General features: G+C 61.3%; 23 protein-coding genes. 7 read left to right on the plus strand and 16 right to left on the minus strand.

Translation table 11 applies throughout. The annotated features are described in order from the left end of the window. Positions 1-19: 19 nt before the first annotated feature. Positions 20-1,714 carry a dihydroxy-acid dehydratase gene (gene ilvD / locus BDB13_RS01515; RefSeq protein ID WP_094270095.1) on the plus strand — a complete coding sequence of 565 codons (1,695 nt, stop codon included), beginning with the start codon at positions 20-22 and terminating at the stop codon, positions 1,712-1,714. A 22-nt stretch (positions 1,715-1,736) separates the two neighbouring features. Here the strand turns inward: ilvD and BDB13_RS01520 are convergent, their stop codons facing one another. The 3 genes from BDB13_RS01520 to BDB13_RS01530 all read right to left on the minus strand — a co-directional run bounded on the left by BDB13_RS01520 (position 1,737) and on the right by BDB13_RS01530 (position 7,095). Continuing rightward, positions 1,737-2,393 carry a S1 family peptidase gene (locus BDB13_RS01520; RefSeq protein ID WP_094274593.1) on the minus strand — a complete coding sequence of 219 codons (657 nt, stop codon included), beginning with the start codon at positions 2,391-2,393 and terminating at the stop codon, positions 1,737-1,739. 91 nt (positions 2,394-2,484) lie between these two features. Next, positions 2,485-3,210 carry a DUF6319 family protein gene (locus tag BDB13_RS01525; protein ID WP_094270096.1) on the minus strand — a complete coding sequence of 242 codons (726 nt, stop codon included), beginning with the start codon at positions 3,208-3,210 and terminating at the stop codon, positions 2,485-2,487. 198 nt (positions 3,211-3,408) lie between these two features. Next, a complete protein-coding gene (locus BDB13_RS01530) occupies positions 3,409-7,095 on the minus strand; it encodes a DUF4365 domain-containing protein (RefSeq protein WP_176459502.1) in 3,687 nt (1,228 codons plus the stop codon). Between the two features lie 270 nt (positions 7,096-7,365). Here BDB13_RS01530 and BDB13_RS01535 point away from each other — a divergent pair, with 270 nt between their 5' ends. Further along, positions 7,366-8,436 carry an adenylate/guanylate cyclase domain-containing protein gene (locus BDB13_RS01535; RefSeq protein WP_441347170.1) on the plus strand — a complete coding sequence of 357 codons (1,071 nt, stop codon included), beginning with the start codon at positions 7,366-7,368 and terminating at the stop codon, positions 8,434-8,436. 1 nt (position 8,437) lies between these two features. Here BDB13_RS01535 and BDB13_RS01540 read toward each other — a convergent pair whose 3' ends face one another. After that, a complete protein-coding gene (locus tag BDB13_RS01540) occupies positions 8,438-9,070 on the minus strand; it encodes a TetR/AcrR family transcriptional regulator (RefSeq protein WP_094270099.1) in 633 nt (210 codons plus the stop codon). A gap of 86 nt (positions 9,071-9,156) precedes the next feature. On the opposite strand from BDB13_RS01540, the gene BDB13_RS01545 reads away from it, so the two are divergent. Next, positions 9,157-10,671, plus strand: a complete 1,515-nt coding sequence (locus tag BDB13_RS01545; protein WP_094270100.1) for an MFS transporter — start codon at positions 9,157-9,159, stop codon at positions 10,669-10,671. A 1-nt stretch (position 10,672) separates the two neighbouring features. Here the strand turns inward: BDB13_RS01545 and BDB13_RS01550 are convergent, their stop codons facing one another. After that, positions 10,673-11,203: an Lrp/AsnC family transcriptional regulator gene (locus BDB13_RS01550; protein WP_441347171.1), complete on the minus strand. Its 531-nt coding sequence runs from the start codon at positions 11,201-11,203 to the stop codon at positions 10,673-10,675. A 167-nt stretch (positions 11,204-11,370) separates the two neighbouring features. Between BDB13_RS01550 and hppD the strand changes: the two genes are divergently transcribed. Beyond that, the gene (hppD, locus tag BDB13_RS01555) at positions 11,371-12,561 is read left to right on the plus strand and encodes a 4-hydroxyphenylpyruvate dioxygenase (protein ID WP_094270101.1); all 1,191 of its coding nucleotides are present in this window, start codon (positions 11,371-11,373) and stop codon (positions 12,559-12,561) included. Positions 12,562-12,567: 6 nt separating this feature from the next. On the opposite strand, the gene BDB13_RS01560 is transcribed toward hppD, so the two are convergent. The 5 genes from BDB13_RS01560 to BDB13_RS01580 form a co-directional block, all read right to left on the minus strand. Continuing rightward, the gene (locus tag BDB13_RS01560; protein ID WP_094270102.1) at positions 12,568-13,227 is read right to left on the minus strand and encodes an NUDIX hydrolase; all 660 of its coding nucleotides are present in this window, start codon (positions 13,225-13,227) and stop codon (positions 12,568-12,570) included. Beyond that, positions 13,224-14,510: an adenylosuccinate synthetase gene (locus BDB13_RS01565; RefSeq protein WP_094270103.1), complete on the minus strand. Its 1,287-nt coding sequence runs from the start codon at positions 14,508-14,510 to the stop codon at positions 13,224-13,226. Before BDB13_RS01565 ends, BDB13_RS01560 begins: the two co-directional genes overlap by 4 nt. Positions 14,511-14,522: 12 nt before the next feature. Then, entirely contained in the window at positions 14,523-15,509 is a 987-nt protein-coding gene (locus tag BDB13_RS01570) for a hypothetical protein (protein WP_094270104.1), read from the minus strand. Positions 15,510-15,518: 9 nt separating this feature from the next. After that, a complete protein-coding gene (locus tag BDB13_RS01575) occupies positions 15,519-16,559 on the minus strand; it encodes a hypothetical protein (protein ID WP_094270105.1) in 1,041 nt (346 codons plus the stop codon). A gap of 190 nt (positions 16,560-16,749) precedes the next feature. Next, positions 16,750-17,511, minus strand: coding sequence for an SDR family NAD(P)-dependent oxidoreductase (locus tag BDB13_RS01580; RefSeq protein WP_094270106.1), 762 nt, complete (start codon positions 17,509-17,511; stop codon positions 16,750-16,752). A gap of 181 nt (positions 17,512-17,692) precedes the next feature. On the opposite strand from BDB13_RS01580, the gene BDB13_RS01585 reads away from it, so the two are divergent. Beyond that, entirely contained in the window at positions 17,693-18,463 is a 771-nt protein-coding gene (locus BDB13_RS01585; protein ID WP_094274595.1) for an SDR family oxidoreductase, read from the plus strand. Positions 18,464-18,572: 109 nt separating this feature from the next. On the opposite strand, the gene BDB13_RS01590 is transcribed toward BDB13_RS01585, so the two are convergent. Genes BDB13_RS01590 through BDB13_RS01615 form a run of 6 tightly spaced genes read right to left on the minus strand, consistent with a single transcriptional unit; the run spans position 18,573 to position 24,237 of the window. Further along, complete coding sequence (locus tag BDB13_RS01590; RefSeq protein WP_094270107.1) at positions 18,573-19,394, minus strand: MaoC/PaaZ C-terminal domain-containing protein; 822 nt, start codon at positions 19,392-19,394, stop codon at positions 18,573-18,575. Positions 19,395-19,408: 14 nt separating this feature from the next. Then, on the minus strand, positions 19,409-20,587 hold the full coding sequence (locus BDB13_RS01595; RefSeq protein WP_094270108.1) for a lipid-transfer protein: 1,179 nt from the start codon (positions 20,585-20,587) through the stop codon (positions 19,409-19,411). Continuing rightward, the gene (locus BDB13_RS01600; protein ID WP_094270109.1) at positions 20,587-21,015 is read right to left on the minus strand and encodes a MaoC family dehydratase; all 429 of its coding nucleotides are present in this window, start codon (positions 21,013-21,015) and stop codon (positions 20,587-20,589) included. Before BDB13_RS01600 ends, BDB13_RS01595 begins: the two co-directional genes overlap by 1 nt. Beyond that, complete coding sequence (locus BDB13_RS01605; RefSeq protein ID WP_094270110.1) at positions 21,012-22,127, minus strand: acyl-CoA dehydrogenase family protein; 1,116 nt, start codon at positions 22,125-22,127, stop codon at positions 21,012-21,014. The genes BDB13_RS01600 and BDB13_RS01605 overlap by 4 nt, the downstream gene beginning before the upstream one ends. Next, on the minus strand, positions 22,127-23,074 hold the full coding sequence (locus BDB13_RS01610) for a bifunctional MaoC family dehydratase N-terminal/OB-fold nucleic acid binding domain-containing protein (protein ID WP_094270111.1): 948 nt from the start codon (positions 23,072-23,074) through the stop codon (positions 22,127-22,129). The genes BDB13_RS01605 and BDB13_RS01610 overlap by 1 nt, the downstream gene beginning before the upstream one ends. Continuing rightward, a complete protein-coding gene (locus tag BDB13_RS01615) occupies positions 23,071-24,237 on the minus strand; it encodes an acyl-CoA dehydrogenase family protein (protein WP_094270112.1) in 1,167 nt (388 codons plus the stop codon). The genes BDB13_RS01610 and BDB13_RS01615 overlap by 4 nt, the downstream gene beginning before the upstream one ends. A 134-nt stretch (positions 24,238-24,371) precedes the next feature. On the opposite strand from BDB13_RS01615, the gene BDB13_RS01620 reads away from it, so the two are divergent. Together BDB13_RS01620 and BDB13_RS01625 are read left to right on the plus strand one after the other, a co-directional pair. Continuing rightward, positions 24,372-24,824 carry a nuclear transport factor 2 family protein gene (locus BDB13_RS01620; RefSeq protein WP_094270113.1) on the plus strand — a complete coding sequence of 151 codons (453 nt, stop codon included), beginning with the start codon at positions 24,372-24,374 and terminating at the stop codon, positions 24,822-24,824. A 41-nt stretch (positions 24,825-24,865) separates the two neighbouring features. Next, positions 24,866-26,071 carry an enhanced intracellular survival protein Eis gene (locus BDB13_RS01625; protein ID WP_094270114.1) on the plus strand — a complete coding sequence of 402 codons (1,206 nt, stop codon included), beginning with the start codon at positions 24,866-24,868 and terminating at the stop codon, positions 26,069-26,071. The last annotated feature ends 49 nt before the right edge of the window (positions 26,072-26,120 follow it).

Here is a 26,120-nt window from a genome sequence, read left to right on the forward strand (position 1 = left end):
CGGAGCCTATGCTGAGGCAATGACCGAACCCGACATCAAACCTAGAAGTCGTGACGTCACCGACGGACTCGAAAAGACCGCAGCGCGAGGCATGTTGCGCGCAGTAGGAATGGGCGACGACGACTGGGTCAAGTCGCAGATCGGCGTCGCCTCGTCCTGGAACGAGATCACCCCCTGCAACCTCTCCCTGGATCGGCTCGCCAAAGCCGTCAAGGAGGGTGTCCGTGAAGGTGGCGGATTCCCTCTCGAATTCGGCACCATCTCCGTCTCCGACGGCATTTCGATGGGCCACGAGGGCATGCACTTCTCCCTCGTCTCCCGTGAGGTGATCGCGGACAGCGTCGAAACCGTCATGCAGGCCGAGCGCCTCGACGGTTCGGTCCTGCTCGCCGGCTGCGACAAGTCGCTCCCCGGGATGCTGATGGCTGCTGCCCGCCTCGACCTCGCCAGCGTGTTCCTCTACGCCGGTTCCACCTTGCCGGGAGTGGCAAAACTGTCCGACGGCAGTGAACGCGAAGTCACCGTGATCGACGCTTTCGAGGCCGTGGGCGCGTGCTCACGTGGGCTGATGAGCCGCGCGGACGTCGACATCATCGAACGCGCAATCTGCCCGGGTGAAGGTGCCTGCGGCGGCATGTATACGGCAAACACCATGGCCAGCGCGGCCGAGGCGATGGGTATGTCGCTCCCCGGCAGTGCGTCTCCGCCGGCACCGGACCGTCGACGCGACGGATTCGCTCGTGAGAGCGGCAAGGCCGTCGTCGAACTCCTGCGTCGGGGCATCACCACCCGCGACATCCTCACCAAGGAAGCCTTCGAAAATGCCATCGCCGTCGTCATGGCTTTCGGTGGTTCCACCAATGCGGTGCTCCACCTCCTCGCCATCGCGCATGAGGCGTACGTACCTCTGACTCTCGACGATTTTGCTCGCGTCGGCGCCAAGGTTCCGCACCTCGCGGACGTCAAGCCTTTCGGTCGTCACGTCATGACCGACGTCGACCGGATCGGCGGCGTTCCCGTCATCATGAAGGCATTGCTCGACGCCGGCCTCCTGCACGGTGACTGCATGACAGTCACCGGCCGAACCATCGCCGAGAATCTCGCAGACATCACCCCGCCCGATCCGGACGGCAAGGTTCTGCGGGCGATGAGTGAGCCGATCCATCCCACCGGCGGCATCACGATTCTCAAGGGCTCTCTGGCACCCGGCGGGGCTGTCGTGAAATCCGCCGGCTTCGAGTCCGACGTATTCACCGGCACGGCACGGGTATTCGAACGTGAGCGCGCCGCCATGGACGCTCTCGAAGACGGAACCATCACCAGTGGCGACGTCGTGGTGATCCGCTACGAAGGCCCCAAGGGCGGCCCCGGAATGCGTGAAATGCTCGCCATCACCGGCGCAATCAAGGGAGCCGGGCTGGGCAAGGACGTCCTGTTGCTGACCGACGGACGTTTCTCCGGTGGCACCACCGGCCTCTGCGTCGGGCACGTGGCGCCGGAAGCTGTAGACGGCGGACCGATCGCATTTGTTCGTGACGGTGATCAGATCCGACTCGACGTCAGTACCGGATTGCTGGAATTGCTGGTCGACGACTCTGAACTGGCTGCGCGCAAACAAGATTGGGAGCCGTTGCCCCCGCGGTACACCCGCGGCGTGCTGGCCAAGTACACCAAGCTTGTGGGTTCAGCCTCAGGCGGAGCTGTCTGCGGCTGAGGCCGAACCCACCTGAATGGCGCTAGATAGGCTGGTACCCGGCACCGACACCGCCCTGCGAGTTCATACTCTCGAGGATCGATGACATGTTGGTGCCGAGTTCCGGCCCCAAGCAGGGAACGAACACGTACGCATTCACCATCGCGACCAGTGTGGTTCCGACAGTGACGGGCGCCCCGGAATCACCGTGGTCGACACATACTTGCGTCCACGTTGATGCATCGGCACTCACATCTCCCCACACAATTCCGCAGGTATTACCGGTGGTCCGGCCTTCCTTGCATGCAACTGCCGGGAAACTGGCGGGCGTGCCGATTGCCGTGATGGTGGCACCGCGGATGGTCCGAACGGGGGTGACTTTGCCGGGATCGAACGCAATGACTGCGTAATCGAGGTCAGGGTTGGATTTGACGAACGTCCCGACGACGCCCGCCCCCTGATTGTCCTCGGGCACCACCGTCGCACCAGGTTCACCGCAGTGGCCTGCGGTGATACCAACCAGCCTGCCTCCGCTGTCATGTCCAATCGTTGTCAAAGTGCAAATGACTTCGTCGTTGATGATGATGCCCGAGCCGCCACCCATCGGCGTGGCCGCAGCAATCGCCGTTCCACTGGCGACGAACCCGAGCCCCAATGCAAGAACCAACGCTGCCAGTACAGATACGATTTTTCGTAACATCATATTTTCTCCGCTGGTAGACCCCCGCTGCACAAAACGCATACCCCGGAAAGTTTGCAGCTACGCAAGAGAGTTACGCGGTGGTCCGGAATTACTCGGTGGTGCCGAGTGCCTCCAGCATCTTGCGTGCCTCTTCGAGTTGGCGGCTCAGTTCGTCGACGCGCGCAACCGCCGCGTCACGGGCTTCCACGATGATCGATTCGACTGCCTCGATTGCCGTCGGCTCACCCAATTCGCGGATGGCTCGCTCGACTGCGTCGGGAGCTACCGGAACCGCTTTGCCCGGACGCTTGGCGCCCAGAGTGACGGTGACGCTCCAGTCGTTGTCGGCACCGGCGTGAATGGTGACGCTGACTCCGGCCGGAAGTTTCTTGGCACGCTTGACGGCTGGGCGAGGCGCCGGCGCCGGCGCCGGCGTCGGCGCAATGACTGCCGGGACGGGGGCTGCTGCCGGTGCGGGCCGCGGCTTGGGTCGCGTTTCGACGAGTGGTTCCATGAGCGGTTCGGACTCCACAACTGGTTTGGGGCGCGGCGCCGGTTTCGGCGGCGTCGATGCCACGCGGTTGATGCGCAATTCCTCTGCCTCGAAAGGCAATTCGTCATTGACGCCCTTGGGTCGGATCAGCACGGTAGTTCCGTCCACCGACACCACTTTGGCGGAAGTGCCTGCCTCGATGCCGAGGCTGGGGGTTGCCTCGCGCAGGTATACGGTGGCGCGTTTACCTTCGGCGACTGCCGAGGCGAGAGTCGCCAAGTTTTCCGCAGTGAGGTGATCCGGCGTTGATGCGGTAGCGCCGGAACGTCTACGGGGTGGCATTCGCAAATCCTTTCGAGAGTTTCGGTAGTGCTTTTCTCGGGGCAACTCTTGCACAAGCCACCGACGTGTTCCCGCACACCGCCCCGATTGATCCAAGACGTCAAGGTCCAGAACAGCGTGCGGTGCTCCCACACATGTCCGACCCCCGCCGCATAATCAACGAGTAGGCATGCACTCCGCCGCACAGCGAGGTCCATCTCAATCCGAGTGGGCAGAACTGTCATAGTCCTCGTCTGCAAAGTTTGCCATCAAATCTGCGACGTATTGCTCCGAGTACTCAGACTGACCCATTCGAGCCACGAAACGAGCAGCGACGGGGACCATCGTCAGAGGATCTGGACAGTCCAATTCACCCGCCAATTCTCGCGCCCGACACAATCCTGCTACCTGCTTCTCGACTGAAGGTGAGAGATCAAAACCAACAAGTGCGACGATGGCTAATACCGTCGATGCATCATCGGCAACCGTCCGACTCCGAGCGGCCCCCAGCATAGCTGCCACCTGCCAATCGACTAGCGCCTCCGCGTCGCGCTTTCCGATTTCTTTGTACAACACAATCATGTCGGCGATGGGGTCATCCTGCCAAAGCCACCACGACCCTCTGGAGATGACGAGTGCCGCCGCCTTTGGCTTCCAGTCGTCGGCGGCCGCCAACTCCAATAGGTCGTTCAATGAGACGGGCACATCGACTATGCGCTCACTCGCCAACGTTCGCATACGATTCGCCAGTTCTGCAGCGGCAGTGTCTATCTCGGCATCGGTTATCGAACTCTCAACAGCCGTTTTCGCAATTGCATCGATCAGTGCGGGTGTTCCGAAGGCCTCAACCCCGACTGCCCTCGCCAGACGTCTCGTCCCCAAATCGTCGCACCACAAGGGAATGTTTTCGTCCGCAGCTAGCTGAATCGGCGCCAACCAAGGAGCATCAGAAGCGAACGATAGCCTTGCGAATAGCGGTAGCAGGTTAACTGAGCGAATAGTGGCGGCACGCGCTGCGCGGTCCAGGCCACCCACACGGTCCTTGTATTCGCGGAATTCCTCGACCGTCTGTTCATAGAACACCATTGAATCTGCCCGTGGATCCCAACCTACGACTCCAGGACTGGCCGCGAGCATGCTCACTTCACCCACAGCCCTCGTGATGTCTCGACGCGAAATGGCTGCTAGTAGAACCGTCGAAAATTGCCCCATCAGCACATCGCAGTCCTGAAGCCGACTGACAACCACCAAGGACGTCGCGTCAACAGAGACCTTGCATCCAAGCGCCGACTTCGCTACTGCGACTTCAATATCGTGTTCGTCTTCGTCCGTAGATGCCGCAACAAGTGGACCCGTTGCACGCTTAACAAGAGCCAAAGCGTAGCTACCACGACGTAGCGTCGCGAGAATCCCGATGGGAAGTCGATTATGTTGCAGCATATTGAGGAATTCAGCAGGGAGCTCCCCCGATTGCTGTCGGACCAACTCTTGCATACGCTCTACGAGTTGATCCGAATCCCCCTTCAATACGCGCACACCGCTGACCTCACCGTGCCGGTCAACGAGACGATCCAACGCTGCAAAAGCTTGACGGTGGAGATCCCCCGGAACTCTCGGCAACCCGTACCCGCCGCCTTGCTCAATTGGTGAGTGATCTTCTGAATCAGGTTCATCGTCACATTGTGTTGCCGTGATGATCTGACCGAGTATCGCAACCGCAAGCGCCGGATCCTTCTCAAATCTGGCCGACAGGCTAAGCGCTTCCGAGACAATATGAGCATCCCATGCCAACACAGACATGGCGGACAACCACATACGTGCCTCCGAATCACATCGAACGACAGGACGGTATCTACGCACCGTCGCTGCTGCTCGATCCCCCGATCCACGTTCCAATTGGATCGCAACAAGCTTCCAAACATCGCGATCGTCCGACTGCCCCGTTGACGTAATAGCTTCCGCAATATGCTGTTCCGCGGTACTCCACTCGCCACGATCCCCCGATTGTGCTGCCAGAAAGATCAATAGACGGCGCCGTTCGAAAACGTATCCTGTTGTCGAGGACAAAACCCTTTGAGCTGCGGCCTCTGCAGCGACCCAATCTTCAGCCTCGATCAACAAACCAGCGTGTTGGATCAAGAACATCGGAATCTGATGCGTTTCATAGGCATCGACACATACATCGGCAGATTCGCCAAGCCGCCCAGCTCGCCGAAGCAATTCAATCAGATGTTCGGCCGCGATTGCGTTGTGTCTTGCGAGCGCACGGAGGCTAGGCAACTCCGCGTCCAAGTTCGTGTTTGCTTTCGCTACCGTTGCGGCTAAATCGGCCAAATACTCTGGAATAATGCCCTTCTCAACATATTCGACCATTCTTGACGACTCATCAGAGCCCAAGCACGCAAGTCGAATTGTGGTTGCAGCAATCTTCTCGTAGTCGAGGTTTCGGTGGGATTCATCCAAAATTTCAGTCAGCATCGCACAATGCTGATAGTCAGAAAGTTGAACAACACCGGCATCGAACCGAGCTGCAAGGTCCGCAGATGTATCTCCCATCATTCGATCAATCTGGGCCACGAGATCCCTCCTGCCCGCCATATTTGCAGCACGCAACGCCGTGCGAAGCACCTCTGGTATGCGGGCTTCATTTGGCAGCGCATCACCCTCAGGAGGTGGGAGGCATCGCCGCAAAACTTGAGCGAACTCTCCTCGAATCATCAAAATCCGAAGCAGGGAAGGTAGCAATTCCTTGGTCGGACCTCCCCATGAGTGGCGTTGATCGATAGCAAGCCCTAGTAGCGCCTTCGCCCGTTCGAGATCGTCCGACTGAGCACCCGCGTTCGAGGCGCGCACACTAAGAGCACGCGCGACGCGGTCCATCGATGACGCATCCTCTGGGTCAAGTTCTAGAGCCCGCTCAGCGTAGGTGCACGCTGCCTCGATATCTCCTATTCGAACCGACTGTTCACTCAAGAATTGCTGCACGACAGCACTACTATGAACCTCTTGCGAGTCGCCCAAAAGGTATCCATCGAGTTCAAATGGCCTAGCGTCATCTAGCGGATGCGCTAGGAGCGTGTTCCCAATTGCTACGAGAGCTTTCGCTCCGCCTTCGAATTCGGCACGCCTAAGAAGCTTGCACGCACGGTCACGGTCCACGGAGATCATGTTGAGCCCACCCGAAGCCAACATCTTGCCCCGGCGACGTGCGTCAGCGTCAGCGGCCAGCTCAAATGCTATGGCGCTTTCAATATTTGCGTCGTGCTCCGCAGCGTACGAGGCGACCACCAGCCACGCAAATGAACTGTGTTTTGTGATCCAATGTGGCTTTGCGCTGATTAATGCCTGACAGGTTCCAACCGCGTTGTCTCGTCCTTCAGCTAGATGTAGTGCAAGCACCTCAGCATGCTCTGGTTCGATGCCGTGCAAACCTACCAACGCTTCGCGAGTTGACGGCGGAACTTGGGCAAGGACAAATTCGTAACGTTCATGCGCCCGGAACTCAAGACCACTCGCGATGTGTTCCCATTCATCCGACGCATATTTCAAATTGTTCGCACGTGGGACGAGAACCTTGTAGCCTTTTCCTGTCGATTCAACGGTAGTCAGTGCTATCCGCTGCCAAAACACCGTGTGGCTGTTGGTATCAATGAGAAGGACCATCACCGGCAGTGCATGACCCAGCCACAGCCTGGCCTTGTTTTCACCGAACCGAAAGATCCAACCTTCGTCAGTGGACTCTCTGAAGTAGCTTGGTCCAGATTTGATCTGAACAGCAATTAGTCGCCCAGATCCGACTCCCCCGAAAGCAGTTTCGATCTGACCATCGATGCCCTGGTCGGACTCATGCTGCTCTCGAAATAGCCACCGAAGGTTCTGACTCACAGTCAGCTTGACAATTGCCACACCCGCATGATTGGTAAGGTCAGTTTCAAGCGACTGTCCGTTCAAGCGTCAACGCCCCTTATCAATAGTTGGATGTCGCACCTAAAGTCACGACTGAGTTCCAATGTTCACATTAGGTTGAGCACTACGAACACCTACTATTTGCGACGCTAATTGACACGGAACGACGCCAGCACCCGTCCTCCAAAGCGGTTGCACTGAAGCCTGTCATTGCCAACCCATCGCATACGCTTCAGGTCGGCGCAAGTCACAGCAAGGACGAGGAGCACAGTGAGCAGTTCGGAGCCGTCGGGCATGAACGAGGGCACCGAACCAGGTGCTACTCCGCAAAACCCGTTCGACGCGAATATGCTCAGCAGCATTCAGGCCGACATCGAAGAATATCTCCTCGGCGGTTCCCGATGCTTCACTCAAGCCCAGATCGCCGAGTTCGCCGGAGTCTCGCGAGATCGTGCGGATCGCCTGTGGGTCGCGATGGGCTTTGCCGTCGACGAAGATCCGGATGCCGTCATGTTCACCCAACAAGATGCCGACGCACTGAAGAGCCTCACCAGCATGGTTGATCGCGGAATCATTTCGCGCAGTAGCGAAGTCGCCGCGGCACGTTCACTGGGACAGTCGATGTCAAGGCTCGCCGAGTGGCAGGTTTCGCTCATCGGCACGCACATCGTCGATCAGTTGACCGAGTCCGGCGATCAGGACCCGGAGTCGATCCGGAAACTGATCTTGCGTCTGGGAGCCGAGATCATCCCGGCCGTCGAATCGCTCCAGACCTACGTGTGGAAGAGGCATGTCGCGTCGTCAACCGGACGCAATGTCGGCAACCCCGGTGAAGAAGTTGCCAGCCGAATTTTGATCGTGGGGTTCGCCGACATTGTCGGGTACACGTCGTTGACCCGCGGCCTCGATCCCGCCGAGTTGAGCGATCTGCTCGAACGTTTCGAATCCGCCTCCGCCGAAATCGTCGGCCGAAATTTCGGTTGGATCGTCAAAACCGTCGGCGACGAGGTGATGTTTGCCGCCGAGAGTCCGCATCATGCCGCTGAAATCGCGATGCAGATCCAGGAATCGGTTCTAGCCGACCATGACGACCCCCAATTGCGGGTGGGCCTGGCAATGGGGCCTACCTTGGTTCGATTCGGCGATCTCTACGGTTCCGTGGTCAACAAGGCAGCGCGGCTCACCAGTTCTGCTCGCCCCGGCACAGTACTGATCGATTCGGAATTAGCCGGCGCGGTGGACATGGACGCGAATTTCAAGCTCCGACATCTGAGGCCACGACGGGTGCGCGGCATCGACCGTCTCGAGCAGTACGTCCTACGACGCAATCTCGAGTCCTGAATCAGGCGCGACGCGCTGCCAGGAAGTCGTCAACGATCTGCTCACAGGCCGATTCGCCGAGTGGGGTGAGTGTGGCCAACCTGGTGAGCACCAACGGACCGACCAACTGCGCCAGGGCGACGTCGTAGTCGTACTCCCCCAACTCCTCGATCGCCTCCGGTGTCCGTAAGACGCGATCGAACGCCTCCCGGTACTGCTCCATGATCGTTTGCCGCAATGACCGCATCTCCGGTTTGTCGGCCGAGAGGGATTCGGCGCTCGAATAACCGGCCAGGTCCGGACCCAAGCCGAGCCAGCACATCGCGGTGACCTGCACCGGCGCACTCTCGATGACCTTGGCCTGGCTGGTCAACAGTTCGAGAAGCTGAGTCCGGAGGTCACCCTCTCCCGAAATCGCCGGAACTGACGGCAGTAGCCGTGCAAATGCTGCGGCCAACAGTTCGGTGCCGCTGTCGAAGTGCCGATACAGAGTCGCGCGGGCCACGTTGGCGAGCTTGGTGACGGCGTCGATCGTCACGGCGTCGACACCGCCCTTGGAGAGGAGCGTCGTCGCTGCGTCGAGCAGTCTGGTTCTGGATCGCTGTTTGCGCGGATCCTCGTCGATGGGCTGCTGATCCGTTCTCACCGTCGTCACAAGTTCAAGTTATACCTACCCCGGCCTTGTGGAACTGACGTTCTTGTAACGATACTGATGGTCTCGTTTCTATCGAGAGGGATTAGATGAGAACCGATACGGACATCGAACAGCCGACCTGGACCGCCCGGCAAATCTGGATGCTGACGGTCTCATGCTGTGCTGTCGCACTGGTCGTCGCCGCGATGGCGTCCTTGAACACCGCACTCCCCGACCTCGCCCGAGACACCGGCGCCACCCAGACCCAACTGACATGGATCGTCGACGGGTACACCCTCGTTCTCGCCTGCCTGCTACTTCCGGCCGGAGCACTCGGTGATCGCTACGGCCGACGCGAATTGCTCATGTTCGGTCTGCTCGTCTTCGCCGCCGGTTGCGCCATTCCGGCCTTTGCCGACGAACCCGCGTGGATCATCGCGTCCCGAGTAGTTGCCGGCGTGGGTGCGGCGTTTGTCATGCCCGCAACCCTGTCGCTGCTGACCGCAGGATTTCCCACCGCGCAACGCGGCCGCGCCGTCGGCATCTGGTCCGGCGTAGCGGGCTCCGGAGCCATCGCCGGACTCATCATCTCAGGCCTACTGCTCGAAAAGTGGTCCTGGCATTCGATTTTCATCAGCCTGGCTGTGGTTTCCGCTGTGATCCTGGTGCTTTCGTTCACGATCTCGTCCTCGAAAGACGCGGAGACAACTCCGCTCGATCTGCCCGGCACCGCGCTCATTGCCGCTTCGATCGGACTGTTTGTTCTCGGCATGATCGAGGCACCGGCGCGAGGCTGGCTGGACCCCGTGGTCCTTGCTCTTCTGATCAGTGGAATCGCCCTGGCAGCAATATTCAGTGTTGTGGAATTGCGCACCGCCCATCCACTTCTCGACGTCAGACTGTTTGCCAATCGCGCATTCGGAAGCGGCGCGGCATCACTCACACTGCAATTCCTGGCCACCTTCGGCCTGTTCTTCCTGATCGTGCAGTACCTGCAACTAGTCCTCGACTACTCTCCCCTGCAATCAGCACTCGCACTGTTCCCGATCGCGGTTCCCGTGATGCTGCTTTCGGTGGTTTCCCCTCTCCTGATTCCGCTTGTCGGACTACGTATTCTCACCGCTTCCGGGGTTGCACTACTGGGAACGGGTATCGCATTGATGACCACACTGGACTCCGGTTCGACCTATGCGGAAGTGTCCATCCCACTGATCGTGGCTGCCATCGGACTCGGCCTCTCGACAACCCCTGCCACCGCCGCCATAGTGTCCAACGCGCCCGACGCCAAGCAGGGCGTCGCGTCGGCAGTCAACGACGCCACCCGCGAAATCGGTTCTGCGATCGGTGTTGCCTTGGCCGGAAGCATCCTCGCTGCGGGCTACGGACTGCACGTGCAACCGGCAGTCGACATGCTGCCGGAATCAGCGAAGGACGCTGTATCCGGCTCGCTGGCAGCAGCTCTCCACGTCGCGGAAATCGCCGGACCGCAAGGTGATCAACTGGCCGACTTCGCCAAAGAAGCCTTCATGCGCGGCATGGATCAGGGCGCCTGGACGTTGGCCTCAATCATGTGGGTGTCCGCTGTTGCTCTCGGGTTCTGGGCTCCCGGACGCAAGGGATAAATCAGCTTCGATGCTCCCGGTAGGCCGGCGCTTTGACCGCGCCGCGAGTATCGAGTGTCTCGAGCAACGGCAAAGCCCGGAAGGGCACCACCACCGACAGAACCATCACACTCGTCGAGCGGGTGGCCACGCCGGAACGGTTCAGATCAAGCAGCGTCTGCTGCAAACCTTGATGCGACGCTGCCGCCACTCGGCACAACACGTCACCGGTGCCAGTTGTCGCGAATGCTTCGATCACACCGGGGATGGCCTCGAGCTTGATCGTGACGGTATCGAGGGCACCCTGGGCGATCTCCAAGGTGACAAACGCTTGGACACCGAAACCTGCTGCCGCCAAGTCGATGTGCGGCGCATACCCGGCGATGATTCCGCCGTCTTCGAGCCTGCGCAGTCTGGCCTGCACTGTCGCGCGTGCAACCTTGGTCAATCTCGACAATTCCAGCGCCCCGGCTCGCGGATGCGCGTGCATCGCTTCGAGTAAGGCCAAATCCAGACCGTCGAGTGACACTGAATTCCGCACCGATTCCGCCATACCCCTCAACCTATACATAATGACTGGAATAGTCCCCTGACAACCGTGCCATTCCGTCGAATTGCCTAGCTGAAAGCACGCTCGTTGACTAGCAGTATCGCGGCGGACTTAGCTCTTTGTATCGCGCAGTGCGCTTCTTCGCACTCGCTCACGGAAGGGTGCCGAGCATGACCATCGATCAGATTCTTACCGACGAAGAACGACTGGCCGGACTCGACCTCGAACAACTGCGCCAACTGGTCGGACTGATCGAGTACGACGACAGCGCCGACCCGTTCCCAGTTCACGGCTGGGACGGACTCGAATGGATCGTCGGAAATGCCACGCAGAGCGCCCATTTCTTCCAGTCGGCCTTCGGAATGACGCTCATTGCGTATTCGGGACCGTCCACCGGCAACCGCGACCATCATGCGTACGTACTCGAAAGCGGCGCAGTGCGTTTCATCGTCAAAGGTGCAGTAGATCCGGCGAGCCCGCTGATCGAGCACCACGGCAAGCACGGTGACGGAATCCGCGACATCACCTTGAATGTTCCCGACGTCGACAAGTGCATTGCGCACGCGCTCTCTCAGGGCGCGAAGGTAATTGCGGAACCACACGACATCAGTGACGAGCACGGCACGGTTCGTCTCGCAACCATCGCCACCTACGGAGAAACTCGGCACACCCTGGTCGACAGGTCGCGGTACACGGGCCCCTATCTACCGGGATACGTCACTCGCACTTCGTCATGTAGCAAGACGCCCATTTTCCAGGCCCTCGACCATGTCGTCGGCAATGTCGAACTCGGAAGAATGGATCAGTGGGTCGATTTTTACCACCGGGTCATGGGGTTCACGAACATGGCCGAATTTGTCGGCGGCGACATCGCCACCGACTACTCGGCACTGATGAGCAAAGTGGTCTCGAGCGGCGACCATCGCGTCAAGTTCCCGCTCAACGAACCGGCGATTGCCAAGAAGCGATCACAGATCGACGAGTATCTGGAGTTCTATCAAGGACCCGGTGCCCAACATCTGGCACTTGCCACAGCCGACATCTTGGGCGCGGTCGACGCTTTGGTCGCCGAGGGCATCGAGTTTCTGTCCACCCCGGCGTCGTACTACGAAGATCCCGAACTGCGCGCGCGGATCGGAAACGTCCGAGTTCCGATCGAGGAATTGCAGAAGCGTGGAGTTCTCGTCGACCGCGACGAAGACGGTTACCTCCTGCAGATCTTCACCAAGCCGATCGGCGACCGGCCCACCGTGTTCTTCGAACTCATCGAACGCCACGGCTCACTCGGTTTCGGACTGGGAAATTTCAAGGCACTGTTCGAGGCAATCGAGCGGGAACAGGAAGCGCGCGGAAACTTCTGATGCAGCTCAGTCGTTTTCGGTCCACCGCCACACAACCGACGGACGACCCGTCGCGCTGACCCGCACTCGTTCATCGGTACGTTCGAGGCCCGGTAATGCTTTGAGGGTGCGATTGAGGTTGCCGGCGTCGGGTCGCTCACCGGACAGTTCTGCGGCGACGGCCAGTGCGTACGACGCCGGAAACGACGGCCCGGACAGCGCCCGCGTGAAGGATTCGTCCCGCCATAACAAGGTGTCTGCAAGGATCGGCCGCGTGTCCGCGACAATCCGATTGTGGTCGAAGGCAAGATGACCCGGCTTGTCCCAACTCACCCACTCGGGCGTGATGTCGCCGGTGGGCACCTCAGCCGGAGAGATCACGGCCCACATGGCAACCGACAATGTCGGACCACGCGGGTCGCGGTTGGGTTCGTCGAATACGGCCAACTGCCCGGTCGCAAGAATCGCCTCGTCGGGAAATCCGAGCTTGGTGGTCACTGCGCGCCGGGCCGCGTCCTGCAACCGCTCACCAGCGCCGAGGAGTACACCGGGCAGCGCACGCTGCCCGGTGTACGGCTCGGCTTGCCGCTGCGCGACGGCAAACCGCAAGTGCCCCGGTTCCGGATTGCCGAATCGCAGAGCCATGACGTCGATCGAGACAAGTGACTGTTCCACGTTCTCCATCATGCAGGCACGGTGGTGCGTAGCCGACGATCGGCCCGATCCGGTCCGTCGGCGGTCAGTACAACCGGAACTCCGAGTGCGCCGCTCAGATAGTCGACAAACTCCTCTGGTTCGGACGGAACTTGTTTCGCCGCAACCTCTACCGTCCGAAGAGTGTCCGTCAACACTTGTTGATGATCAAGGTCCTTCCACTTCCCGACGGGTATCGACGCCCACTCTTCGTACCTCTCCACCCCGTGGATCGGGGTATTTGCTGCCGCCGCGAGGCCAAGGGCATCGAGGTGCGTCAGTGCCACCCCGTCGACGCCGTCGCTGACCTCGATCGCGTACCGCAGCAGCATCTCGTCGAGGTGTCCGACCCGAAACGACCCCTGATACTCGCCGACGCCGTTGTGGGATTCCGGAAGAGCCAGCCCGAGAGCACCGTCTTCCATCGGAAAAGGCCCAGCGCCGTGGCGTGTCATGTACGTCCGGGTAACGCCGAGTACGTAACTCTCCCTACCCATCTGGCCGATCATTGCTCGTGCGTTGGACGGTTCGACTGTCGACCACGTGGTGTGCGGGTGAAATCCGCGCCACTCGTCGAGAAGAACTCCCTGGGCGCCTTCGAAAATCAGTCGCCCGCCGGCACCGATCGCTTGCAACGCACCGGGTCCGACTATGTTCACTGCTGCAGCAAATTCCCCGTACATCTCGGTCATGTCGTTGATCGACGGGAAGCCATGTCGACTTTCGGTGATCAACCGGCCGTAGTACCTCGTCATCTCCACCAACTTTCGACGGAGCACGTCCGGACGTAGGCAGTCGCCTACGGTTGGCGCATCGACATGCTCAAGTGCATACGCTGCAGTCTCGCCGATCCCTTTGCCACACGAACCGTGCCGGTTGCCCCCGCGGGCATCTTCGCGAGCCCTGTTGGCGGCGACGTGAATCGGCGTCGTCAGCAGGGCCCGCCCGTCAATGGTCAACAGGTCGAACGGATTGTGCACTCCGATCGCTTCCAATGCCCGCGCTTCTGTCGCGAGAGCAATCGGCTCGACCAACATGAACTTCGAGAGAAAGGTCGGCACACCCGACAAGGTACCGGCCCCGAACTGCGAAAAGGTGTGGTGGCGTTCTCCGTTCACAACATTGTGGGCAGCCTGTGCCCCGCCGTTGAATCGAACTACCGCAGCGACGTCCAGGCCTGCCTGCGGCGAACACAACCAGTCAACCGTGGCACCCTTGCCGGCGTCGCCGAAACCGAGGTCCACGACGACGATGTCACGACTGCCAAAAGCATTCATTTCAGTCCCCTTCTATCTGAAATCAACGTCGTCCGTGCCGGTTCCGAGATCGCGAGGCAATCCCGCCACTGTGGCAGGGGCATGTTCACCGACCAGCGCAAGTGCCTTTCCGACCGTCGCGGCTTCGGCCACCGAACCGATGTCGCGGAGATCGGCCAGTCCGTCACGTAAATCGATGCGGTCTTCGCCGATACCAACCGTGAGTGCGATCAGTTCGCACACCGCAGCGGGGTCGTCGAGTTTGACGAAACGCTCGCCGAGCAGCTTCGTCCAGTGATCCGCAATCTCCGGATCGTTGTAATACGACGACTGGTCAGGCAGAACGAAGTAGACGTTCCAACGCTTCTCCAACTCGCGATAGATCGAGGGAACGGAAACATCCAACCGGACCTTGTCACCGATCACGCTGCGAATGTGGCGAGCCGAGAGTCTGGGCTTGTTCAACTCGTCACCGATGATGAAAAGGTAGCCCTTACGGCCCCGCTTGTCCCACGCATCCGTACTGGTGTGGCGCGCCATGAAATAGGCTGCCAATTCATAACTTTCCGATTTCTGACCGCCACCGTTTCCTTCCAGGAAGATGGTCCGAAGCTGTTCGTCCATCGCATTTCCCGATTCGAATTGCCCTACCTGCAGGGGAACCCGATCGCTGTCAGCGTCGCCGATACCGCCGAACAGGATCTGCGGATCATCCGCATACCCCTTACGTTGCAGCAGTCCGTGCAGCTTTCCGAGCTTGTCCTGCATGATGCGCGGAACAGCACCCATCGATCCTGTTACGTCGAAAAGTACTGCTATCGGCAAGGAATCAGGGTGCCCGTCCGAGTCTCGACATTCACGCTTGTCGACGCGGAAGGGATCGAGCGTCGGATCAGCTTTCCAGGTATCGCGCGGACGTGCTCGAAGCGAATCGGTGTAGCCGAAATCGTCGACTCCGCGGGCGGCACGAAATGTCTTGCCCGCCTTGTAAGTGTTGTCGTCCCAATATCCGTATCCCATGATGGATCACTACCCTTTCGTGGAGGGAACGGTGAACGCCCGAAACGTGCGTTCGCCGTAGAGAAGATCGAGGAGTTCGTCGAACTCGCCCAGTAGATCGACTGCGTCGGGACGCAGCCTCGGATTCGGCTGCATGCAGCCGAGAGCAAAAGCTTTCATACGACTAGGGATTCGATCGCCGAGCATGGTCGACATCAGTTGGTGCGCCATGTAGACATCCCAAGCTGGTGAGACAGATTCTTCGAGTTCGGGAGGGTAGGAATCGAGGTGGGAACTGATCTTCGCCGCCGGCCGATCCCCCGGTCTGGTTGCAAACGACCAACCCACCAAGACCACCCCGTGCAGAACCGGATGAATCAGCACGTTGTCCGCCGTCACTGCGGTGTGCACCCAACCTGCTTGGTGAGCAGCCGCAAGTGCCCGCAGTAGACGCCGGTGCATCCACGCCCAGTCCCGAGGATCGAGACCGTCCGGGTAGGCACGGTGAACATCAGCCAGGGTGATGAATCCGGTGGACAGATCATTGAGCACATTGATCTGGCGAACCTCCCCCGTCACCGGATCACTCTGCGTGATGCGGTCGACGAACTGCGGGAAGTAGGCCGATATCCACCCGCCCTCGCCCTGAGCTGAACTCGCAATGTCGGTGAGCGCTGCGCGTTCTGCCTCCATCAGCGGGTTTGCCCGCGGACTTCGCGGGATTTTGACGACCACCTGCTGAGTTCCGGCTGTGCGGTACAGATCAGCGATCGAACCTCGCCCACAGTGAGAACCCAGGGTGTAGGTGCCACTATCCCCGCGATACGTGAGTTCCTGCGTATCCGCTTCCGCTTTCCAGGTCCGAAACAGTTCGTTGAGACGGGCTGTTGCTGCAGTAGCCCGGACCTCGTAGGCCGGATCCACACGATCCGGATGCACCTCCGCTGCCATCCGATGAAATCGGCGTCTCGCAGCACGTTGAGTATCGAAATCAGCTGTCGGACAACCGAATAATTCACTCGACGCTCGCACCGCCTCGATCATCTCCATTGTGCTCGTCACCGTGTTCATAGTTTTAGTCTAGATGACTAAAACAGATCGCGCAAGAGATGCCCTCCGGACACGACAAAGCCCCTGGCCTCATGAATCCGGATGTTGCGACGCATCCAAACACAGGGGAAAACCAGGGGCAGGGTCAACACTACCCTCGCTGTGCGCCTTTCTTAACCACCCGCGGTTAAGAAGGGCGCACGGCAATAGATCAGCCCCAGCGCGACTGGCCACCGTCGAGCGGAATGGTCGCACCCGTCAGGTAGCTGGCATCTTCGCCGACGAGGAAGACGATTGCGCGTCCGATATCCGCTTCGGGATCGCCGACGCGACCGAGAGGAATGCCGGCGACAAAGGCAGCAGCCTCTTCAGGGTTCTTGTCCATCCACCACTGCAGAGCGGGGGTCTGGGCGTGCGGCGCGACATTGAGGACGCGAATGTTGTCCTTGCCCCACTCGCAGGCTGCGGCGCGGGTGAGCGCGCGCATGCCTTCCTTGATGGAGCCGTAGGCACCGTAATTGCTGGCGTCCCAACGGACGGCTGCAGAGGTGACCATGTTGATGATGACGCCGCCGCCGCGGGCATCCATGTGCGGATGCGCGGCACGCATCATGCGCAGAGTCGCGAGCGGACCGGTTGCAAAGGAGCGCTCGAAATCTTCGTCGAGGACGCTGAGCAGCGGGCCGGGCTTGCAGTCGTTGGCGTTGTTGACCAAGATGTCGATTCCACCGAACAGTTCGACCGTACGATCCACGGCAGCGGTGATGTCGTCCTTGTTGCTGACGTTGCAGACAACAGCCTCGCCGCGGGCGCCGATGTCGGCGAGCAGTCCGCAGGTGGTGTGGAGCTTGGATTCGGTGCGCCCGGCAACCGCGATGACGGCACCTTCCTTGGCCAATGCAAGGGCGATTCCCTGTCCGATTCCCTGGCCGGCACCGGTGATCAGTGCAACTTTGCCGTCGAGCTTGCCCATGTGATTACTCCAATGTCCTTGACGCGGGGACTGGTCGATTCTGGTGACTGCCGGTGTTTGTCGTCTACACTCGACTTACTAAACAACCAAGCACTTGCTTGACCCTAAAGTGTGCGGCCATGCCGCGTCAATCATAGTGGGCGGCAATTCAGCTCGGTCCCGGCATCAGGAAGGCTCCACCGTGTCACTCCCCAACCCTGTCGATTTCAGCGGACGTTCGGTGATCGTCACCGGCGGTACCAAGGGCATCGGCTTCGTCATCGCCGAAACCTTCCTGGCCGCCGGCGCAAACGTGCTGGTCTGTGGCCGAAACGAGCCAGAAACGCTCCCCTCGGCCGACGGCCGCACTGCAGCCTTCAAAGCTACCGACGTCCGTGATCCCGCAGACGCCGCAGCCCTCGTCCAGGAAGCCGTCGACCTCTACGGCCGCCTCGACGTCCTGGTCAACAACGCCGGCGGCTCCCCCGACGCCGACGCCGCCACCGTCTCACCGCGTTTCGTCGAGAAGATCGTGGCGTTGAACCTGTTGGCTCCCTTCAACGTTGCGCAGGCAGCCAACGCTGTGATGCAGACGCAGGACGACGGCGGCGCCATCATCAATATCGGCAGCGTCTCGGCCATCGACCCGCAGCCCGGTACCGCCGCCTACAGTGCCGCCAAGGCCGGACTACTGGTCCTGACAAAGGCTTTGGCGCTCGAGTGGGCCCCCAAGGTTCGCATCAACCACATCACCACCGGCCTCATCCGCACCGAGGCTGCAGCTTCGGTCTACGGCGACGGCGCTGCTATCACGGCGACACTTCCGATGGAGCGCATGGCTGTGCCTTCGGATATCGCAAATTCCTGCCTGTTCCTGGCCAGCCCGCTTTCCTCGTACGTCAACGGCGCCGACATTGCCGTTCACGGCGGCGGTGAGTACCCGGCCCGCTACATGGCGATGCGCGACAACTGAACCAGTCCACAAGGAAGCCCCTGAGCGAATGCTCAGGGGCTTCCTTGTTTGTGTGAACAACTGCGGGGCGCGAAGGGGATCAAGCGCCCCGCAGTTGCGACTGTGGGTACTACGAAGCGGAGAAGCTCACTCGCGCACCGGAAATCGCCAGCTGCCCGTCCTTGTAGACCTGGAAAGCCAGATCCTCCGGAGTTCCCCACGCCGCGATGGACGGAGTCTCACCCGGATGGATGGCAGCCGCGAAACGACCCTCGAGGCTCACGAGATCAGCCGGATGAACTCCGGTGACCCGAGCGAGTTCGAGCGTGCTGGCCGCCAAGGTGCACAGGCCGTGCATGATCGGACGCGGCTGGTTGATACGCGCCGCGGCCTCGGGATCGATGTGGATGTGGTGCATGTCGCCGAGGAGTCGGTACATCGCCGTCTGGTTCTCGGCGGTGGTCAGGACACCGGTCAGCGATGGGTCACCCGTGGGCTCGGCCGGACGCGACGGTCCGCGTTCTCCACCGAATCCGCCGGCGCCGGGAGCGAACAGCGACCAGGTTGCGACGAAGTACTCGCACTCCACCTTCACCTCGAACACTGCGGCAGCACCCTTGTCCCACACCTCGCCGACAGAAGCCTTCAGCGTCAGCTCACCGCTGCGGGGCAGCGGGGCAAGAACTTTCAGTTCCTGCGAGCCGTGAAGCGCGGTCGATGTGTCGAACGCGCCGGCTGAGCCGAGTGCGTCCGGAGCCCACTGCGCAAGCGTCAGCGCGAACGTCGGCAGCACCCGAAGCTGATCCTCGAAAACGAGGTCCAGTTCGGTTGCCTTGGCGCCCACGGCGAGTGCATAGAGGATCGCGTCGCGCTCGGTGTACGAGACGGCGCGCGTACCGAGATCGGCTCCGCGCCAATCGCCGGCGGTCTTCACAGTTTCCGAAGCAGTCATGTGCAATTCCTCTCTCACACCGCGCCGAGGATGAGACCACTGGTGGGCACTGCTGTTCCGGCAGTGACCAACACGTTCTCGACACCATCGGGCTGATTGGTCGACGTACCACGAACCAGGCGGACGCCTTCGGCAATGCCGTTGACGCCGTGCAGGTATGCCTCGCCGACCTGGCCACCGTGAGTGTTGGACGGCAAGCGTCCACCGAGCTCGAGGTTGCCTTCGCGGATGAAGTCCTTGGCCTCACCAGGCTTGCAGAAGCCCAGTTCTTCGAGCTGCGGAAGCACCAGCGGGGTGAAGTGGTCGTAGAGGATCGCGGCGTTGATGTCGTCCGGAGTCAGGCCGCTCTGGCCGTACAGCTGACGGGCAACCAAGCCCATCTCCGGAATACCGGAGATGTCGGGGCGGTAGTAGCTGGTCATCATGTGCTGATCCTTGGCGCTGCCCTGAGCGGCGCCCTTGATGATGACCGGCTTGTTGGCCAGAGTCTTTGCGCGCTCGGCAGAGACGATGACCAGTGCTTGGCCGCCGTCGGTTTCCTGGCAGCAGTCGAGCAAGTGGAGCGGCTCGGCGATCCAGCGGGAGTTCTGATGGTCTTCGAGCGTGATCGGACGCTCGTAGAACCATGCCGCCGGATTATTGGCAGCGTGCTTACGCGCCACGACGGCAACGCGGCCGAAGTCCTCACTGGTTGCACCGTACTGATGCATGTAGCGACGGGCGAACATCGCAACCCACTGCGCCGGAGTGGACAATCCCTGCGGGGTCATCCACGCGTAGGCAGCGCGGTCAGCCGTGCTGTCCATGGGGCGATCGTGCTGACCCAATCCGTAACGCACGCCGGAGCGTTCGTTGAATGCGCGGTAGCAGACCACGACGTCGGCAACACCGGTGGCAACAGCCATCGCTGCCTGCTGAACCGTCGCACAGGCTGCGCCGCCGCCGTAGTGGATGCGGGAGAAGAACTTCAGCTCACCGAGGCCACAGTTGCGGGCGACGATAGCTTCGCCGTTGGTCTCCGACGTGTAAGTCGACAGACCGTCGACCTCGGACGGATCGATCCCGGCGTCCTTGAGCGCGGCGACGATTGCCTCGCACGCCAACTGCAGTTCGGTGCGGCCGGAGTTCTTGGAGAACTCGGTGGAACCGATGCCGACGATGGCAGCGGCACCCGAGAGTGGGCTGATCGCCATCAGGCGTTCCCCTCTTCCTTGAAAGCGACTGTGACGGTTCCGGATGCGTGATTGCCGAGGCTGTTAGCGCCCTGCACCTTGACCACGACGACGCCGTCTTCCTTGGACACGACCTCACCGGTCATCGTCATGGTGTCGCCCGGGTAGTTGGGTGCACCCAGACGAATAGCGATGCGGCGCAATGTCGACGCCGAACCTGCCCAATCGGTGACGTAGCGGCCGACAAGGCCGTTGCTGGTCAGGATGTTCATGAAGACATCCTTGGAGCCACGTTCCTGAGCCAGGCTCGGATCGTGGTGGACGTCCTGGAAATCGCGGGTGGCGATTGCCGTGGCGACGATCAGTGTGCGGGTGAGCGGAATTGCCAACTCTGGCAATACCTCTCCCACCGCGATGTCGGCGTAGTTGCGACCGGTCAGGACGGTCATGCGACCACCTCGACGCCGGACGCGAGCTGAGCACCCAGACGCGCGAGGTCCGAGCTGGCACCACCGAGAGTGGCGGCAATCTGCTTGCCCCACAGGAGGTGACGGTGGACGGGGTAGTCGGTATCGACGCCCATGCCGCCGTGAACGTGCGTGGTGCGGTGGACAACACGCTGTCCGCCGTCGGTGGCCCACCACTTGGCGACGAGCACCGAGGTGCCGAGGTCCAGGCCCTCGGTGATGCGCCAAGCGGCCTGCCACAGTGTCACGCGCATCGCTTCGAGATCGATGTAGCAGTCTGCGAGCTGGTGGTTCACGGCCTGGAAGGTCGCGAGCGGACGGCCGAACTGCATGCGGCCGTTCAGGTAGGTGACAGCCTGAGCGACTGCGCCCGAGCCGACGCCCCACTGAATTGCAGCCAATGCCAGTTCAACTCGATCGATCAGCCACGAAACGGTGGTGCCGTCGGCGGGGCCGATCAGCTGCGCCGACGCACCGGCGAAGGTGACGTTGGCACAGATCTCGTGGTTGGTGGACTGCGTCTGCTCGACCGTGACGCCGTCGGCAGCCAGATCAACCAGGAAGAGCGCCGCACCGGTAGCCGTCGTCGCGGAAACCAGTGCGCGGTCGGCGATATGCGTGATCGGCACTACGGCCTTTTCGCCCGTGAGCGTCCAGTTGCCGTCGGCATCCTGCGATGCCGTCGTCAGCGGGTCGCCGCCCGTGTACGGGCCGAACTCTTCGAGACCGATGGTCAGGAAACGGCTACCGTCGGCAACACCCGGAAGGAACTCTGCGCGAAGCGAATCCGATCCGAACTCGTTGATCGCGAAGGCTGCGAGCGCAGTCTCCCAGATGGGGACAGCCGCAACGTGGCGACCCTGCTGCTCGAGCAGTGCGTACAGCTCTCCCAAGCCGAGCCCGCCGCCGCCGAACTCCTCCGGCAATGCAATGCCGAGCAGACCGGTGGTCGCGAGTTCACGCCACAGTTCACGGTCGACGCGCTCGGCGGAGAGTTCGATCTCCTTGGTGCGCTCGATCGTGGCCTTGCTGGTGAAAACCTCGTCGGCCAGTTCGCGAATAGCTTCCTGCTCTTCGCTGAAATTGAAGTCCATCAGTGCTCCTCGCGTGCGGCCGGCCGGAACGCGGGAAGCGTCAGATCCGGGTCGGCGTCGATCCAGTCAAGTTCCACGGGCATGTCGACCACGACATCTTCGGGCGCAATACCCACCATGTTGGCGATCAATCGGGTTCCCTCTTCGAGTTCGATGACCGCAACGATGAGCGGGTAATCGAAAGCACCGATCTTGGGGTGGTGATTGACCACGAAGCTGTACACCGTGCCGCGACCGGTCGAGTCGATCGTGTCCCACGCGAGTGACTGGCATTCGCCGCACATCGGTCCGGTGGGATGACGAAGGGTCTTGCAGTCGGTGCAGCGCTGGATCACCAGGCGGTGTTCCTTGGCAGCTTCGAACCAGAAAGCGTTGTCCGCGTTGAGCGCCGGACGCGGACGCAGCTCGCGCGGAGCCTCCGGAGCCTTGGCTTCCTGCGGCTTGAACCGCAAGGTCCGCCAACGCTGCGTGCCGACAACCTGGTCGTCACCGTTGCGGTAGGTCTTGAGCGTCGTCACGAAGTGGCCGACGCCGAGGCCGGTCTTCTTCTCCGGGGAAATCGACTCGATGACCTCGGTGTAATTGATCCGATCGCCGGGGCGCAGTTCGGTGAAGAACTCCTGATCGGAATCGGTGGCCACGACGGAGCTGTATCCGGCGGCGTCGAGAGTGGCGATCAGATCGGTCCACACCTGCGACGGGTCGTTGCCGGCCATCTTGTCGGTGAAGGTGCGCATGATCCAGACCTGGAGCATCTGCGCGGGAGCAACGACGCCGTCGCGGCCGGTGGCGCGCGCAGCTTCGTCGTCGAGGTAAACGGGGTTTGCGTCGCCCATGGTCTCGACCCAATGCCGGATCATGGGGATGTTGACCTCGTCAGGTCCCCACGTGGTGGGAACGAGCGTCTGGCCTACAAAGGCTTCGAGTTGCGTCTGAAAGTCGCTCACTTGACCCTCTTTTCGCGGACCAAGCCGAGGCCGATGGTGCCGACCATGTCACGCAGAACCTCGTTGACGCCGCCACCGAAGGTGTTCACGACGCCCTGACGGGAGATCTGCTCGATCTGACCGGCGAGGATCGCGCCCGGCGACTCGGGACGGATACGTCCCGCGGAGCCGAGGATTCCGAGGAGTGTGCGGTACACGTCGACGTGAGTTTCGGTGCCGTACGTCTTGGTGGCACCGGCGTCGGCTCCTGAGAGCGTGTCCTGGGCGACGGCAGCCGTCATCTTCCAGTTCAGCAGACGCATCGCTTCGAGCTTCGCATGCGTGCGAGCGAAATCCTGCTGGACCCAAGGGATGTCGATGGTGCCGTTTTCCTTGGCCCAGTCCAGGACCAGGTTCCACAGGCCGTACGTACGACCACCGATGGCGGCCAAGCCAACTCGCTCGTGGTTGAGCTGCGCGGTGATCAGCTTCCAGCCGCCGTTGACCTCACCGACAACGTCCTTTGCGGGGACGCGGATGCCGGCGTAGTACGTCGACGTCACCATCAGACCGCCGACAGTGTTGATCGGCGACCACTCGAAGCCGGGGTCAGCCGTCGGCACGATCAGGATCGAGATGCCCTTGTGCTTGGGAGCGTCGGCGTCCGTGCGAGCCGCGAGCCAGACGTAGTCAGCAGTATTGGCACCACTGGTGAAGATCTTGTTGCCGTCGACAACCCACTCTTCACCGTCGAGCACTGCGCGAGTCTTGAGCGAAGCCAAGTCGGTTCCGGCCTCGGGCTCGGTGTAACCGATAGCGAAGACGATGTCACCGGCGAGGATGCCCGGAAGGAAACGTTCCTTCTGCTCCTCGGTGCCGTACTTCATCAACGTCGGGCCGACGGTATTGACGGTCACGAAGGGGAAAGGCAGACCGGCGCGCTGAACCTCGTCGAAGAACACGAACTGCTCTTCGATGGAGCGGCCCTGGCCACCGAACTCCACAGGCCAGCCGATACCGAGCCAGCCGTCCTTGCCGAGCAACTTCACGATCTCGCGGAAGTACTCGCCGCCCACACCTTGTTCACCGGCAGCGCGGCGCTTCTCTTCCGGCAGCAGCGCTGCGAAGTACGCGCGCAACTCCTTGCGGAGCTCCTGCTGCTCGGGCGATTCCCTCAGATCCATCGCGGTTCTCCTATGGCATTCATGGCTAGCACTATTGGTCTGGACGCTAACCACGTGTCCTCGCGGGCGCTGAAAATGTCTCGATGAATGGGAAAACTCCGCATGAGACCCGTCACATAGGCTGAAATGGGTCGATGGAACCCTCGGATCGGATCGCGCTCACCGACTTGGCCGCCAGGTACGCACAGGCCGTCGACCGCCGAAATCCCACCGCTCTTGCCGCTCTGTTCACCGAAAAAGCCGCGTTCGTCTTGCCGCCGGCCTTGAACGGAACCGACGCGCCGACGGAGATCGCGGGCAACGCGACGCTGTCCACCTCAATAGTCGACGCCGTCGCTCACCTGCATTCCACGCGGCACATCGTCCAGCAGCAGGTCCTCGATCTAGACACTCCGACCACCGCCCACGGTGAGGCCTACTGCTCTGCTCACCACATCTACCCGCGTGGCGAGGGTTTCCGGGACAACCTGATCGAACTGCGCTACCAGGACAGTTTCGAGAAGGTCGACGGCACCTGGCTGTTCTCTCGACGAGAGTTGATCGTCGACTTCGCCGAGGATGCGCCGGTCATTCTGCTCGGCCGGTAACGCTGTGCGCACATCGCGGATCTGTGCCAGCATCGATAAGCGTGAGCACTGACAGCAAGATCGCAATCCGAACCGCCACCGAAGCCGATTGGCCGGCGATCCAGTTGCTCGACTCCACCGGGTTCGGATTCCACCCGTCGGCAGCCGACAAGACGCTCACCCGGGCGCTCTACAAGCCCGAGGACATCGTCGTCGCGACGGATGGCGACCAGGTTGTCGGCCTGGCCATCGAGTTCGACATGGAGTTCACGGTGCCCGGCGGTCACCAAGTACCCAGCCGAGGCATCACCTGGGTGTCCGTCGCCCCGACACACCGTCGTCGTGGGATCTTGCGCTCGATGTTCACTCGGCTGCACCAGCACATCGCGTCGAGCGGCGCTCCCCTGGTCGCGCTGACAGCCAGCGACGCCCGCATCTACAACCGCTTCGGCTACGGACCCGCAACCGTCAGCGAAGGGATCTCGCTGGACCGTCGATTCGCCGAATTTCGCGCCGAGGCTCCCGACGCGAGTGGTGTGTCCATCACCGACGCACCGACCGCGGCGACGCTACTTCCGGGCATCTACGATCGCTGGCGCCTCGCGACTCCCGGCGTGCAAAAGCGTCCGCAAGCTCACTGGGACCACACTCTCGCGGACCCGTCCGAGCATCGAGCGGGCGCTTCCGGACTGTTCTTTCTGACACATGCCGACGGCTACGTTTCCTACCGCCACCGCAATGAAGGGCACGACAGCATCGTCGAGGTCGACGAGTTCGTCGCACTTACGACGGATGTGTACGCGGCCTTGTGGCGGACGTTGTGCGGGCTCGATCTCGTGACCCGTATCGAGGCTCGGCAGCATCCGGAAGATCCGTTGCGGCTGATGCTGACGGACTACCGGTTGGTGCGGACCACCCGCCGATCCGACCGGCTGTGGCTGCGGATCATGGACGTTCCGGCAGCCCTCGAGGCCCGCGAATATGCCGCTGACCTCGACACCGTCATCACGATCGAAGATCCGTTCCTCGATGCCGGTGGCAGCTTCGCGCTGACAATTCGCGGCGGCAAGGCCACCTGCACGCCCACCGACGCCGATGCCCGGATCACCATGCCGTCCGACGTTCTGAGCAGTGTGTACCTGGGCGCACACCAGGCCAGAACCTTTGCGGCAGCGGGCCGAATCCAAGCCTCCGACGATCTCGAGATTCACCGCTTCGACGTCGCCTTCGGCACCGCGCGTCCGGCTGTGCTGGGGTACGGGTTCTAACTTTCGATGAACATCGGGGAAACGGATATTTATGCTGTCCGGCGTCCAC

The sequence above is a fragment of the Rhodococcus sp. OK302 genome (assembly GCF_002245895.1).
In the GTDB taxonomy this organism is placed as follows: domain Bacteria; phylum Actinomycetota; class Actinomycetes; order Mycobacteriales; family Mycobacteriaceae; genus Rhodococcus_F.

Bases quoted from the DNA above. Each gene is read 5' to 3' on its own strand.
- BDB13_RS01565 (WP_094270103.1), bottom strand. From the start codon at position 14,510: ATGAATGCTTTTGGCAGTCGTGACATCGTCGTCGTGGACCTCGGTTTC.
- BDB13_RS01545 (WP_094270100.1), top strand. From the start codon at position 9,157: ATGAGAACCGATACGGACATCGAACAGCCGACCTGGACCGCCCGGCAA.
- BDB13_RS01595 (WP_094270108.1), bottom strand. From the start codon at position 20,587: ATGGCGATCAGCCCACTCTCGGGTGCCGCTGCCATCGTCGGCATCGGT.
- BDB13_RS01560 (WP_094270102.1), bottom strand. From the start codon at position 13,227: ATGATGGAGAACGTGGAACAGTCACTTGTCTCGATCGACGTCATGGCT.
- BDB13_RS01525 (WP_094270096.1), bottom strand. From the start codon at position 3,210: ATGCCACCCCGTAGACGTTCCGGCGCTACCGCATCAACGCCGGATCAC.
- BDB13_RS01590 (WP_094270107.1), bottom strand. From the start codon at position 19,394: ATGACTGCTTCGGAAACTGTGAAGACCGCCGGCGATTGGCGCGGAGCC.
- BDB13_RS01550 (WP_441347171.1), bottom strand. From the start codon at position 11,203: ATGGCGGAATCGGTGCGGAATTCAGTGTCACTCGACGGTCTGGATTTG.
- BDB13_RS01575 (WP_094270105.1), bottom strand. From the start codon at position 16,559: ATGAACACGGTGACGAGCACAATGGAGATGATCGAGGCGGTGCGAGCG.
- BDB13_RS01615 (WP_094270112.1), bottom strand. From the start codon at position 24,237: ATGGATCTGAGGGAATCGCCCGAGCAGCAGGAGCTCCGCAAGGAGTTG.
- BDB13_RS01600 (WP_094270109.1), bottom strand. From the start codon at position 21,015: ATGACCGTCCTGACCGGTCGCAACTACGCCGACATCGCGGTGGGAGAG.
- ilvD (WP_094270095.1), top strand. From the start codon at position 20: ATGACCGAACCCGACATCAAACCTAGAAGTCGTGACGTCACCGACGGA.
- BDB13_RS01580 (WP_094270106.1), bottom strand. From the start codon at position 17,511: ATGGGCAAGCTCGACGGCAAAGTTGCACTGATCACCGGTGCCGGCCAG.
- BDB13_RS01605 (WP_094270110.1), bottom strand. From the start codon at position 22,127: ATGGACTTCAATTTCAGCGAAGAGCAGGAAGCTATTCGCGAACTGGCC.
- BDB13_RS01520 (WP_094274593.1), bottom strand. From the start codon at position 2,393: ATGTTACGAAAAATCGTATCTGTACTGGCAGCGTTGGTTCTTGCATTG.
- hppD (WP_094270101.1), top strand. From the start codon at position 11,371: ATGACCATCGATCAGATTCTTACCGACGAAGAACGACTGGCCGGACTC.
- BDB13_RS01620 (WP_094270113.1), top strand. From the start codon at position 24,372: ATGGAACCCTCGGATCGGATCGCGCTCACCGACTTGGCCGCCAGGTAC.
- BDB13_RS01570 (WP_094270104.1), bottom strand. From the start codon at position 15,509: ATGGGATACGGATATTGGGACGACAACACTTACAAGGCGGGCAAGACA.